Source organism: Aeribacillus composti, from assembly GCF_007827555.1.
In the GTDB taxonomy this organism is placed as follows: Bacteria; Bacillota; Bacilli; order Bacillales; family Aeribacillaceae; genus Aeribacillus; species Aeribacillus composti.
In genome coordinates this window covers 26996-40709 of record NZ_VISS01000030.1, presented here as the reverse complement: position 1 = coordinate 40709, position 13714 = coordinate 26996, and the positions used below count along the sequence as shown (strand labels likewise).

Sequence of the window (13714 nt, the reverse complement as noted above, 5' to 3'; positions counted from 1 at the left end):
GCTATCCTTTCAACGATCATTATTTATTTTGATAAACTTCAGGCTTTAATATCCCTATAAACGGAAGATTGCGGTATTTTTCCGCATAGTCCAGACCATAACCGACAACGAACGCATCCGGAACTTCAAAACATACATAATCTGCCTCAATATTTGCCTTTCGCCCGCTCGGTTTGTCCAAAAGGGTTACAATTTTAACGGATGCTGCTTTCCGATACCGGAAAAGATCGACTAAATAGCTTAATGTCAATCCGCTATCGATTATATCTTCAATGATTAAAAGATCCCGGCCTTCGACGGAAGTGTCTAAATCCTTAATTATTTTCACCTCACCCGATGAAACGGTTTTGTTTCCATAACTGGAAACGTCCATAAAATCAATTTCCAAATATGTATTAATATGCTTTATTAAATCCGCCATAAACGGCATAGCGCCTTTTAAAACCCCGATAGCGAGGGGAAACTTATTTTTATATTCCTCCGTTAATATCGCCCCTAATTCTTTCACTTTTTCTTTGATTTCTTCTTCTGAAATTAAGACTTTTTCAATATCCTCGATCATTTTCTTTCCTCCTGATGAGATCACTGCTCTTTATATTGTAATACAATATAAGATTCATTGGTAATGCTAATTTCCTCTAAATTTGATTTTTTTACAAGCGGAATCCATATGATTTGGCCGTTGCCATTTTCAACGATTGGGAGAAGGTTGCGCTCTTCCCTCGGTATTTTTTTATCAATAAAAATATCTTTTACCTTTTTCGTACCGTTCATGCCTTTAATTGTCATTTTGTCTCCTTTTTTTCTGCTCCGAATAATTAAAGGCGGAACGTACCATTTTTTTGGAAGATAGAAAACGTCATCACCTTTATACGAAGGAATCCCAAAAAAGGTTTCAGTAAAAAATATTTTCCCGTTCGGCAAATGTAATTTTCCCGGTACCGGTACCGTGTAGCAGAAAGATTCACTATTTGGCGATTGAAACGTAAAGGTGCATTCATCATAAGATTTTATGACTTTGAGCCCCATAGGCAAATGAAGCATCCCCGAAGGGTGCGCTTTCATCAAAAATTCGTTTACATTTTCAATATGAACAGCCGAGAAGGAGCCGCTTTTTATCAGATCATTCAATATTTGATAAACCGCTCTCCTTTTGATCGGATCAGGAAGCTTTTTATATTCTTGTTTATGAATAGTAACGGAAGAATTCGTTTTTCTTATCACTACTTTATTTAATTTTTCCTTCGTTAATTCCTCCAAAAATCGCTCATCATCCAAAAAGACCTCACTGAAATATTGAAAATGTTCATGCAGCCTTTTGTTCTCCTTTTTCAAAAACGGCAAAACATATTTGCGAAACCTGTTCCGTGTATACGTATCTTTTTCATTGCTTGGATCAAATCGGGGCGCCAGCTGAAATTCTTCACAATACTTTAAAATTTCATCCTTTGTTGCGGCTAAAAAGGGGCGTATGATTCTCCCTCTGCCGAAAGGCCGTATGACAGGAATTCCCGCTAGTCCCTTCCCTATTGTTCCGCGAACAAGATTCATTAAAATCGTTTCAATTTGGTCATCTCCATGATGAGCTAGAGCCAAAGCATCCGCCTGAAGCTGATCCATCAACTCTAAGAAAAATTGGTAGCGGCATTCTCTAGCAGCCTGCTGGGCATTCAACCGGTGTTTCTCAGCATAACGGGCCGCATTGATTTGCTTAGCGTAACAAGGTATGTTTAATTCCCGGCAAAAATTGATGACAAATTCCATCTCTTTTTGTGATTCTATGCCTCGGAACATATGATCAACATGTGCTGCTATAACAGTGATGCCATATTGATCTTTAAATGTATTTAAAAAATGTAGAAGTGCCAGTGAATCCGGGCCGCCGGACACACCTACTATGACCGTACTATTTTTTTGGAGCAATTGATGTTTTTCAATAAACGCACATACATTTTGAATCAAAGACCGTCACATCCAATATTTCTCTAGTTATCTTTATCCTATCATTATTTGCCTGCCTTCTGCAAAGACAAAGCCTTTTGCATTTTACTGTTATTTTCCTAAAAGGGAAGCAGTTCAGATCGGACATTTTTTGAAATAGTCGGGGCACTCGCGGAAGCATGAGAAGGGGGAAAAGCACTGCCGCTTTAAACAAGCAGCAGCCATTTACAGAAGTGTCGCAAAAATATATAAAGAATATAGAAATGCCAGGCAAACCATGATCACCAATGTTTCGATCAGCCCTTTGCTTTTCTTTTTCTTTCTTTTTCGATTGTTAGCTGTCCTTTTCGGTTTAGATTGTGCTTGTACATTTCTCTTTCTTTGCAAATTAGCGTTTGAAACATGATGCAAAAGATCCTGCTTCATTTCCAAAGCGGATGAATAGGAGCCAAATAAAGCTTTCGTCAACACTTGTTTTCTTTCGTTTAAAAAAGGATGGGAGTTAATGATTTGCATCAATTGCTCCTTACTGTTTCCTTTTTTTGAAAAGCGTTTTTGAAAAACAGCATTGATAATAATCATACCGACTGCAAAAAGATCATATTTCGGTTCAGCTTTTCTCGTCCCCAATTCCCAGTATCCCCTGTCAAAAAACTCTGTAAATTCTTTAATGGATCTTCCGTTTATCGTTGTGCCACCTACATCAATACAGCGAATTTTGGGAGGAGGTCCTGTAACAATTAGATTGTCAGGCTTTAAATCACCAAAAACCCAGCCTGACTGATGAAGCTCCTCCAAATTGGACAAAAGCTGCAAGATTAGCACGTCAATCCAAATCGCACCATTATTTTTAATAAACTGGATAAAATGTTCACCTTTAACATACTCCATAACATAAAACGGAAGCATCTTTCCGCTAGCTGTGTTAAACCAATCGTCCACATCGATCAAAGAAGGCCCAAGGCACGAACCTTGGACCTTGGCCAGTCTCTTTAACACGTTTACTTCTGAAGTGATTCCCATGCTATTTTCACTTATTTTTAATGCTGCATACCCTTTACTGGATTCAATAAGGTAAACCGACCCTGTTGCTCCGCACCCCAGCATTTTTAATATCCGATACGTGTTTCCATGCCATTTTCCTTTAATAATGGTACCGGGAAGAACTTTACATGCTTTGTTCATCGAGGTATTCATCATCGAGCATTCCCCTCAATGAGCGTTTTTGTTTAAAATGTTGTATAGCTCCTTTTATCGCCGGACCAGTTGGTGTCAATCCTTCTGTCGTTAATTTCGGAAAAATGGTTGATAAAGAATCCAGTTTCGGAGTCCAATCCAATAAAATTTCTGTTTCTGATCTTTTCCCAGGAAATATAAACAGCGAATATTGATTATTGCCTATTCTTGAATTTAGGCTAATGGATAAATCAAAAAGCGCTTCTTTTACCGTTGGAAGCTTTGGCCCCATGCTTGCGCTCGTATCTACGAGAATTAAAATTTCTAAATTGACCGTTTCACCAAGCTCTTCCACAACCTCCATAACTTCACCACGCTGTTCAGGCGGCAGCTCTTCTATAGAAGTTGATTTTCCTAAAATATGCTTTAATTCACGATTGACAACTCCCTGCAATGTTTGTGTCATCGCTTTTCTAGTGACCATCTGTACTGTTTGTGAAAGCTGATGGGCATAAACTACTTGGCTCACTCCTCCCCCTGCCTCAGCAATTCCTTCTATTTCCTGCATTGCATCTTGATCTATCACATTCTCTTCTAAAATCCCAATTACGTTGACAGTAATCCCATGCTCCTTAGCTAAAGCCGCCATAGCAATTGGATCTTCACCATGATTTGAGCATCCGTCAGTTAACAACAAAATTTGTTTTAATGTCCCTTTTCTCATTTTTCCTCCTCCTGGTCAATGATTTATTACCATCCTCACCAGAAGGAAAACGTTTTATACTAAGCATGGCAGAAAATCAGCTTATCTTTTTCGATTTATAAAAATTTGAAACAGGGATCGCCGCCCATTTCGGTGTATTATGATTAATTCGAGCCACCACAACCGTCATATCGTCATCGATTGCCCCCGATCTGGAGCGGATCACCTCCTCCATAATTAAATCGGCTATTTCTTGTGGATCATCTGTCTCTATTTCTTTTATTTTTCTTTTCATCCATAAATCATAATTTTCTACATGCCTTGGTCCCTCAAATATTCCGTCACTCATCATAATTAATAAATCTCCTGCTTTTAGCTGTTCGTCTACAATGTCCACCTCAAAATCATCGATAATGCCGATCGGCAAATTACTAGACTCGATTTTGATAATTTTATTTCCACGTTTAATAAAACTCGGAGTAGATCCGATTTTCATAAATTTGCAATTGGCGCTTTGTAAATCAATGATAGACAAATCTAATGTTGCATAAATTTCATCTGTCGTTCTCAGCGACAATATAGAGTTGATGGTTTTGATAGCAATTTTTTCATCAATGCCTGATTGAAGAATTTTTTCCAACAATTTAATCGTTTCATTGCTTTCAAAATGAGCCCTTTCCCCGTTCCCCATTCCATCGCTAATGGCTATGGCAAATTTTCCGACGCCCAATTCAATCATGGAATGGCTGTCGCCTGAAACAAGACCTCCTCCTTTTGCAGCATGAGCAACACCCGTTTCTACTTTGTATGCTTTTGCAGAACCGAACACAACGTGACAAAATCCATTTGGATAACCTGCACATTCTTCATTTTTCACGATGATCATTTCGTTTAATATATCGGAAAGCATCGGAGCAATAATTTTTTCACATTCTCCATGGCCGCCGCAATACGGAATGCTCATTTCTATATCGACGTTCCCTTTTTCAAGGCTGTATATATCAATATGGCCAATTTCTAAACCGAAGTTTTGAAGAGCATAGAAAATTTGCTCTTCCTGCAGAAAATGATGTTCCCGTTCCTTTTTCATTTCCCGAGAAAAGTCGGACATTACTTGAGCAACTCCTAGCAGCTGTTCAGCTACCAATCTTCTGCTTTCTTGCACTTGCTTTTTTAATTTCCGATTCGCTTCTAAAAAGTGCATTTCCTGCTCAATCGTCCCGACCACTAGATTAGCTTTCGAACAATGCCTGTGAAGCTTTTTCTGCAATCTGCGATTATTTGCATACGTCTTTTCTTTCGTTTCATTCATCACTTGCTTCATTAATTGATATGTCTGGTCAAAATTGTTGACCCAGCATTTCTCCTTCTTAAAACAAGTTTGGCAGGTCTGTCCGGTGATCTTGCTTAAAAATAAATCCGTTTCTCTTTCTATATCCTCTCCATCCTCCGGGTAAAAAGTCGAAAAGCTCTCAGATAATGCCCGAAAAACGTTAGAAAATTGATCAACCCGCCGAGCAGTTATATCACGTATATTTCGAACATACTTCTGCTGCTCCAAAACATGCTCGTTTGTTCCAGGAATATGCTTTGCCAGCTGTTCTGTAAAGCTTTTCGGGGTCAGTAAAAACAGCAAAACCGCGGTGCCCGATTCCCATAAGGTTGTCCAAACATCAGCCGATCCTTCTCCATATAGCGTGATTAAAAGTGAGCCAATGATCAGGCCAACTGACGCTCCTGCTTTTTGTCCTTCCTTTAGCAGACCTCCCAATAAACCTGAAAATGCAAGTAGGCTCATATGATACAAATTGGAGACATTCGCCAGGCTAAGCACCAAACCTGTTACAGCACCAACTGTACATCCGATGCCTGCACCTCCGGTAAAAGCGAGCAATAGGACAATATATCGTGAAAGAACGTGTTCCGCCTGTATATTTTGGTAACTGATTCCAACTAAGCCCGTCATGACGGACGCAAGCAAAATCATCAAGCAGATAATCTCTTCGACTCGTAAAGTTTGTTTATATTTCCGCACTGAAAGAAGCGGGATGCTCTGCAAAAAAATCAACGTCAGGATGATCGACAGACCTGCCTCAACCCCTGTCATTAAAAGATCGTACGTGCTGATAAATCCTGCAGTTAACTTTGAATATAAAAGGCGGCTGGCAGCAAGTCCCGAAAAAATCGTAAAAGGCAATATTTTTATTTCATCTGTTTTAATGAAAAAACTAGTCATTTTATGAAGCAAAAGAAATATACATATAGAAGAAAGCACTAACAAACATAATTCCAATGAGATGGTGAATGCCCCTGCAATTAGTGATAGTGCAGCAAGCAATGCCTTGTCCCTTTTTAAAAGCCATACAGCTCCAAAAAAAGGAAGGGCGAACGGAATAATCTCAGATAAAATAAAAGCTCTCCCCAGCAAAAACCCGACCAATACATAAACAAACCCTTTGTGAAACAGAAAAGAATGCAAATGCAGCCCCGCTCTTTTCCAAGATCTCCATAGAAGTGATTGTGTTCTTTCCAATTGGACATTGGCAAAAGGTATCAGAAATCTTCTCTCAACTTTTTCCATTATAGCGACACTCCTCCTACTACCGTAATTGATAGTCATTATACAAGCTTTTCATAAAGGAATTTGTCAAAAGGAGGAAATTGTTCATAAGAATATTTCGACGATTTCTGTTATAGACGACAAATCTTTAAAAGGAACAGAGCAGCCCATTGAGACATTGAGTCGCCGTCATTTCAAAGAGATGATTGTAACAGCGTGTTGGTCCGTTTTAAAAGCAAAAGCCGAAAAACATGAGTCGGAACTTGTTGAAATCGGTGAAAAATTAAATTTATCTATCCTATATAAATACAAAATTTTAAACTTTTCCATAAAAAAAGACTCTTTCTTTTAAAGAAAGAGCCTCTTCTCATGACCCGTACGGGATTCGAACCCGTGTTACCGCCGTGAAAGGGCGGTGTCTTAACCACTTGACCAACGGGCCAATATTCAATTGGTAGCGGCGGAGGGAATCGAACCCCCGACCTCACGGGTATGAACCGTACGCTCTAGCCAGCTGAGCTACGCCGCCAAATCAACTGCATCTTTATGTTCATGTAAAATACGCACATGTTCTATAATACATATGAACATGAGAGCCGTCAACAATAAAATAAAAAAATAATTTTCGGACAATTTAAATACACCACCTGAATCTTCAGGTGGCGGTCTGCGATCATCTATAACATTAACAGCAGCAAGTTACCCCCTTCTTGCTCCTCTCCCTCCTCGTCTTGATTCAGTGTGACGCCGAAGTGAAGCAAGACGGTCCTCGCTCTCTTTTAAAAAGCGGCTCATTTTTTGCTCAAAACTTTCTTTGGAACGATGATCATGTTTTTTTGGACGATCTTTTGCCTTTTTGATGGACAATCCGATTTTTCCGTCTTCTTCTACATTAATAACCTTGACTTCAACCTCATCACCGACTTTTAAATGATCATGAATGTCTTTCACGTAATTGTCAGCAACTTCACTAATATGAACAAGTCCTGTTGAGCCTCCTGGCAGCTCCACAAATGCTCCAAAATTCGTAATGCCAGTTACTTTACCTTGTAACTTGCTGCCAACTTCAATTGACATAAAAAAAATGCTCCTCCTTAAATCATAAAAAAATTAAAAATAATTTATTTAATTATACAAAAATAAAAAAACGGGGTCAATATTACTGTTCATTCCCCGGAATATTAAAAATGACTTCTCCTTCATCAGATAAAAAATAATCTTTTCTTGCAAGCTTTGTGATATATTCTTCATCCTTCAGCTTGATGATTTCTGCCTTCAAATCTTTTTCCTCATCTTTTAAATTCTCCAGTTTTGTTTCAAGCTGTTTTTTTTCTTCAAGCTTCTTATTGATAGCAATTGATTGAGAAACGAGCGTTGACGCCATAATCGCAATACAAGTAACAGCCATTATACCAAATGCAGCTAACCGTCGAATTAGCCCTCGTTTTCTTCTTTGTCTCATCTCAGCTTTAACTTCTTGTCCGGGTTCATTTGTTTGCTGCAGCATAGCTACATTCAACTCTCGTTTCTCTCTCATTCCTGCAATCCCTCCTAAATTTAGCGGAACCGACGATACAGCTTACGTAACATATTCTTTATATTTATGAATATTCCTTCTATGATTTGTTTCGAATGCAGCATCTTTTGCTTTATTGGTTGAGGAGCGTTTCCCCAAAGTATGTTCAATCCCCATAGTAATGGCGCTAATAAAATTTTACATAACTTGAATAAGAGTTGTGAAGACCATTTGATAACCTTCCATAAAAATAGTAAAAGAGACATAGAACATGCTATCGCCATATGAACTATCCATTTAATAGGATTGATAAGAAGCAGCAGAAAGATTTTTACAAAAAATTGGTATATAGAAACAGCGATTTTTATCATAATCCGCAAACATGCCATGTATCCGTTCCGTAGGAGGCTTTGATAGGCGGCAAAACCGCATAAAAGTGCTAAAAATACATAAAATCTTAATTCCCCTTGATTTACATACAATAGAACATAAAAAGTTAAAAGTCCTTGAACCGCCCAAAATACTAAATCGTTTAAAAAAACAACCCACCTTTTTCGATCCCATCTTTTTAAAAAAAAATTGTAAGTATCAAGTGCGGCGCCTAGAAAACTGCCCATGCCGATCATCGCAATCATGGTGTAAAATTGAGTGGTAAGGGTCATTTAAACAACTTGCTAAAAATGCCTTTAGCCTTCTCCGAACTGAAATCATCTAAATAAGAAACTTCATAAATTTTTCCTTTTATGGATACGACGCCTTTATCGACATCCAAGTTTTTCATTTGTAAATGTTCTCCCCGAACCGCGAGCGGACCCATTACCGTCTCAAGCAAAAATTCCTCATTATCAAAGCTTTCCACCTGCTTCACGCCAGAAATATCTAACAGCTTCCGGTCCTTCATGACTACATTATGCTCCTGCACGGTTTCTTTATGTGAATGGTTACCGCCATAATACTGGCTCATTATCATCCCCCCGCACTCTAATTAATGGATGCTTTCCTTTTACATTTTTATGTAAGATGTGCAGGGTTTAGAACAAGCCTTGTTGTTTCCTTGTACAATACAGGGAGCGTTTTATAAATCTGTCCTTTGTTCTTCCTTCAAAATGGTATAAAGATTTTTTGCCTCTTCCTTCTTTACTGTTTCATTTATAGATTCGATTTTTATTGTCACTACCTTATGTCCAAATTGAATGGACAGCTCGTCGCCAACCTTCACATTGGAGCTCGCTTTTGCTGGATGCCCGTTGATTGTCACTCTTCCTTGATCTGCCACTTCCTTGGCAAGCGTGCGTCTTTTCACCAGCCTCGATACTTTTAAAAATTTATCTAATCTCATGTCCGATCCCCCTCTTTCATTTTAGCCTCTTCCCAATATTGATCCATTTCTGCCAAAGACATACTTTTTAAATTTTTCCCAGCATCACGGGCCTTTTGTTCTATAAACCGAAATCTCCGCGAAAATTTTTCGTTTGTCATGACTAATGCTTCTTCAGGCTCAATTTCGTAAAATCTTCCAACATTAATAAGAGCAAACAGAATATCGCCGAACTCTTCTTTTGCTTTTTCCGTTCCGCCATCTCCATTATCGATTTCCTTTTTAAACTCCTGCAGTTCTTCTGACACCTTCTCCCAAGCATCCAGTACATCCGGCCAATCGAAACCGACTTTCGCCGCCTTTCTTTGATATTGATAAGCTTTTGACAGAGCTGGGAGCGCCTTTGAAACAGAATCTAAAAGTGATTCGCTCTCATTCTTGTTTTCAGATTTTTTTGCTTCCTCCCAGTTCTTTACAGCTTCTTCTGCATTTTGTGCCTCGACATTGCCAAAAACATGGGGATGGCGGCGGATCATTTTATCTGTTAACATGCGAATCACATCATCAATGGTAAAAAATCCTTCGTCATCTCCAATTTGGGCATGAAGCACCACCTGAAGCAAAACGTCTCCGAGCTCTTCAATCATATGATCAATATCATTTTCATCAATAGCTTCAATCAGCTCGTAGCATTCTTCAATTAAGTACCGCTTTAATGATTGATGGGTTTGCTTTCGATCCCACGGACAGCCGTTTGGCCCGCGAAGTGTTCGAATGACGTTTCGCAACGCTGAAAAGCGATGATACAGCAATTGTTCATCCTTGACCGGCGGGATGTATAACGATGTTAAATTGCTCAGTTCTACACACCTATCCATTTCATATAATCGAACTTTTTTAATGTCCTCGTATTTGCTCCCTGCAGCCGTTACGAGGTAAACTTCATAATCGAACGGCAAGTCTTCCATTAACGTCAATTTCACATCCGATGCAATCATCTTGTCATAAACTTGGCAAATAATCAAATGCTGCCGAAAGGAAAGCTCTTCCCGCTTCATATCCTGCGCATCAATGAATTGCAAGCCTTCGACAGGATCGATGCGCAGAGCTTGAAACATTGCATCCAAAAACGATTGTCCGCCCTGTATCGACACATTTACTTTTCCTTGCTCCATTTCCTTCAGCAAAAGCTGAACGGTTTTTTCTGCAACAAGCGGATGTCCAGGTACCGCATATACGATATGCTGATATTTTTCTGCTTCCTCCAATAGTTTTTTTGCAATTTCCGCATAAACATCTTCAAATTGATCAAACATTTCATAAACGGAATCGAAAGACTGAAACGAGCCAATTTCGTCTTTAATTTCACTTAAAACAGGATGATCCTCTGTTCTTACAAATAGCGGCAGACTGGAGGTCAAAATTTTAAAAACCCCTAGCGGCAGCTGATCGACATCCCCCGCACCCAGGCCAACAATCGTAATTTGCTTATCCATTTTCCTTCCTCTCTTTCCATGCACTGATCTTATTTTTAAAAGGCAAGCTCTCTATTTCCTTCCCTGTAAAAATGGCTGATTGGATGATGAAAAACATATACACAGCCGCTCCGAAAACGACAGCTGTCAATGATTGAATGGAAGCGCTCATACGCGTTTCGTCTGATATAAAAAAATCGAATAGAAAAAAGTAAAGCTTGATCGATAAAAACATGACAACAGCAGAGCCAATCATTTTCCATACAGCCTTGAAAGAAGCTAACTTATATTTTTTCCGATTTAAAACCGCTAGATTCAATAAGCACACGACCCCATATCCGCAAACAGTCGCCAATGCCGCCCCGTATGTATGGAAAAACGGAATGAAGCATTCATTGAGTAATATTTTCACGGCTACTCCGGCTAAAACAGATAAAGCCGGCCAGACGGTTTCATTGACTCCTTGCAAAATGCCGGCAGACGTTATCGCAACCGAGCTAAATAAAATCGAAATGCTGAACACCGATAATACGCCCGCCCCTTTTGTATCGGCAAACAGCATGAAATCAACTTGCTCGATGATGGAAATTAAACCTGCCGTAGCCCCGATGGCGACAATCAAACAAATTTTAAAAGATAAGGCGACATGCTGCTGAATATATTGAAATGCTTTATGCCGAAACGATGAAATAAGCGGAACAAGAGACAATGCAAGAGATGTAGCTGCAACCGTTCCTACCTGCAATAGCGGTTGTCCCCGATCATATATGCCTTTTGCTATTTTCGCTGCTTCAGGATCTGCACCGCTGTTGACCATCAGTTTATATAGCTGAAATGAATCTGCCAATTGCATAAAAATCATCAGCATGCTCGTCAAACAAAAGGTCACAGTATAAATCAGCAATTTGGTTAAGATCTTTTTCACAGATACAGCCGCTTCTTTCGATGATCGGGAAAGCGGTAACGGCACTCTTTTTTTCCAATATACAAGCAAAAGCATAAACGCCCCGATATACCCAATGAGGGAGCTAAAAATGGCGCCGGCAGCTGTTTCATAAAGATCGAATCCTTTATAAACGAAAAAGCAAGTGATCGATAAAAAAGCACCGACCCGTATAGCTTGTTCAACGATTTGCGACAAAGATACCGGCAGCATTTCATGGCAGCTTTGAAAAACGCCTCTTAGCATTGAAATAAATGGAAAAAACAGAAACGAACATGCAGCCGCTTTTAATAAAAGCGTCAGTTTCGGATCACCCATCCAACGCGCAAGCTTGTCAGCTCCTAAAAACAAGCTCGTGAACGAAAACAGACTGATCAAAGCAAAAAAAGAAAAACAGACGACCAATATTTTCCGGAAATTTTTAAAATTGCTGCCATCGCTATACTCATTCAGCAGCTTTGACAGAATAACCGGAAATCCCGTTGTCGATAAAACCATGACAATTGCTAAAAACGGATATATTTGCTGATAAATATAAAAACCGATATCCCCTACAATATTTTGATAAGGAACTCGGTAGATAGCACTTAATCCTTTCGTAATGATTCCAGCAGCCGTCAATAAAACCGCACCTTGCAAAAATTTGTTCGTTCTTGCTTGAGGCACATTTTGAATCACACGTTTACTCCTTCCAAAATTCATACTTCATCTTTTTCCAGCATATTATAACATAATCTCGTCCACATTCGGCTGAAAGAGAATCTTTAGAGCGCTCGGCTAAACTTCACGGCTTTTAAGTCCAAATTCCGGCATAAGTTCCGTAAATAAAAAAAATCTAACACATACCCCATTTAACCTTCGTGGTTATCGCAAACCTAGAGACACCTTTCCTGAAAGGTTTATTTTCTGCTCCTTGCCACGCTCAATAAAATTTAACAGCGATGAAATGCCTGCTATCCTGTTGACTATTGTGAAGGGAATTGGCTGTCCGCCCTTCGAAGTGATGAGCTTTCTTGGCAAATTCATCGACAGGATTTTAGAAAAATTCCCCAAAATAAGAAGGTGAATTAGAGGAACAAAAGGTTTTAGTCTGTTCCTAAAGAGGAAAAACAGAACTTCAACAAACCGTGTCGAAATATCATATAGATGAACTTTGAAAATGATGGAAATAAATCCATCCAACACAATCATGTTTTACGTTGTAGCTTTCCATCCGAAAGATGTTTTAAACAGGTAGCGCCGTCGTTCGTTAAATACGTGAAGAGTGGAAATAAAGAAGAGACCACAGAAACTGTTGTGAATTCTGTGGTCTCTTTTATTAACGTGGTGTTGGAGACAGTCTGCTTGTGGAAGAAATAAAAAAGTAATTATTCCCTTTATTGTTCCATTTGTCTTGCCAAAAAACTAGCGGCTGTCTCAACTGCCTTACTTTCTACTTCTGTTAAAGGCTGCTCTTTCGAAAATATGACAACAGCCCCGATAGGATCACCGTTTGCAATGATCGGTCCAATGCAATAAGATTTTACTTGTTCTGTTACACCATCAGCGATTTCAATTTCTTCTTCTTCTGAAATGAAAACCGATTGCCGTTCATCCATCACCCGTTCCAGCAGCTCGCTTATATTTTTATTCAAATACTCTTTTTTCGAAACTCCGGAAACAGCAATAATAGCATCACGATCACATATGAGAACGGGGCTGTTTAAGCTATCGAATAACGCTTCAGCATATTCTTTCGCAAAATCACTCAATTCACTGATTGGGGAGTATTTTTTCAGTATTACTTCACCATCTCGGTCAACGAAAATTTCTAATGGGTCGCCTTCACGGATACGCAATGTTCTTCGAATTTCTTTAGGTATGACTACACGGCCTAAATCATCAATCCGTCGAACGATACCAGTTGCTTTCATCTTATGCTGCCTCACTTTCATCTAAAGATTAGTAAAGTAGCGATTGCCCTTTTTCCATTTTTGGAACAATCACCATCGTTGAAATTAGTATCCTTCACTAACCACGTAATATACATGATGAAAGCGAATTTTTTCCAAACACCGCTTAAAAACCCATTGCCAGCATTTC

13 protein-coding genes and 2 tRNA genes are annotated in these 13714 nt (G+C 39.1%); all 15 read right to left on the bottom strand.

From position 1 onward, the window contains the following. Positions 1-19 precede the first annotated feature (19 nt). The 15 genes from hpt to spoVT all read right to left on the bottom strand — a co-directional run bounded on the left by hpt (position 20) and on the right by spoVT (position 13545). Entirely contained in the window at positions 20-562 is a 543-nt protein-coding gene (hpt, locus tag FB379_RS14640; protein ID WP_066247237.1) for a hypoxanthine phosphoribosyltransferase, read from the bottom strand. 20 nt (positions 563-582) lie between these two features. After that, positions 583-1959, bottom strand: a complete 1377-nt coding sequence (gene tilS / locus FB379_RS14635) for a tRNA lysidine(34) synthetase TilS (protein ID WP_133309093.1) — start codon at positions 1957-1959, stop codon at positions 583-585. A gap of 207 nt (positions 1960-2166) precedes the next feature. Continuing rightward, entirely contained in the window at positions 2167-3141 is a 975-nt protein-coding gene (locus FB379_RS14630; RefSeq protein WP_063387566.1) for a protein kinase domain-containing protein, read from the bottom strand. Further along, entirely contained in the window at positions 3110-3841 is a 732-nt protein-coding gene (locus FB379_RS14625; RefSeq protein WP_066247229.1) for a vWA domain-containing protein, read from the bottom strand. Before FB379_RS14625 ends, FB379_RS14630 begins: the two co-directional genes overlap by 32 nt. Before the next feature lie 76 nt (positions 3842-3917). Then, positions 3918-6401: a stage II sporulation protein E gene (gene spoIIE, locus FB379_RS14620; RefSeq protein WP_144598266.1), complete on the bottom strand. Its 2484-nt coding sequence runs from the start codon at positions 6399-6401 to the stop codon at positions 3918-3920. 349 nt (positions 6402-6750) lie between these two features. Next, a tRNA-Glu gene (locus tag FB379_RS14615) sits at positions 6751-6822 on the bottom strand. Between the two features lie 10 nt (positions 6823-6832). Beyond that, a tRNA-Met gene (locus FB379_RS14610) sits at positions 6833-6909 on the bottom strand. 170 nt (positions 6910-7079) lie between these two features. Then, positions 7080-7457: a S1 domain-containing RNA-binding protein gene (locus tag FB379_RS14605; RefSeq protein WP_063387569.1), complete on the bottom strand. Its 378-nt coding sequence runs from the start codon at positions 7455-7457 to the stop codon at positions 7080-7082. An 82-nt stretch (positions 7458-7539) separates the two neighbouring features. Beyond that, the gene (locus FB379_RS14600) at positions 7540-7917 is read right to left on the bottom strand and encodes an FtsB family cell division protein (protein WP_242009344.1); all 378 of its coding nucleotides are present in this window, start codon (positions 7915-7917) and stop codon (positions 7540-7542) included. Positions 7918-7937: 20 nt separating this feature from the next. Further along, positions 7938-8513 carry a spore cortex biosynthesis protein YabQ gene (gene yabQ / locus FB379_RS19305; protein ID WP_422386933.1) on the bottom strand — a complete coding sequence of 192 codons (576 nt, stop codon included), beginning with the start codon at positions 8511-8513 and terminating at the stop codon, positions 7938-7940. Positions 8514-8554: 41 nt separating this feature from the next. Further along, positions 8555-8860 carry a sporulation protein YabP gene (gene yabP / locus FB379_RS14590; protein ID WP_063387572.1) on the bottom strand — a complete coding sequence of 102 codons (306 nt, stop codon included), beginning with the start codon at positions 8858-8860 and terminating at the stop codon, positions 8555-8557. Positions 8861-8971: 111 nt separating this feature from the next. Further along, a complete protein-coding gene (locus tag FB379_RS14585; RefSeq protein WP_063387573.1) occupies positions 8972-9235 on the bottom strand; it encodes an RNA-binding S4 domain-containing protein in 264 nt (87 codons plus the stop codon). Next, entirely contained in the window at positions 9232-10710 is a 1479-nt protein-coding gene (gene yabN / locus FB379_RS14580; protein WP_144598264.1) for a bifunctional methyltransferase/pyrophosphohydrolase YabN, read from the bottom strand. Before yabN ends, FB379_RS14585 begins: the two co-directional genes overlap by 4 nt. Continuing rightward, positions 10703-12310, bottom strand: coding sequence for a putative polysaccharide biosynthesis protein (locus tag FB379_RS14575; RefSeq protein ID WP_158640206.1), 1608 nt, complete (start codon positions 12308-12310; stop codon positions 10703-10705). Before FB379_RS14575 ends, yabN begins: the two co-directional genes overlap by 8 nt. Before the next feature lie 698 nt (positions 12311-13008). Continuing rightward, the gene (gene spoVT, locus FB379_RS14570) at positions 13009-13545 is read right to left on the bottom strand and encodes a stage V sporulation protein T (protein ID WP_063387575.1); all 537 of its coding nucleotides are present in this window, start codon (positions 13543-13545) and stop codon (positions 13009-13011) included. Positions 13546-13714: the final 169 nt, after the last annotated feature.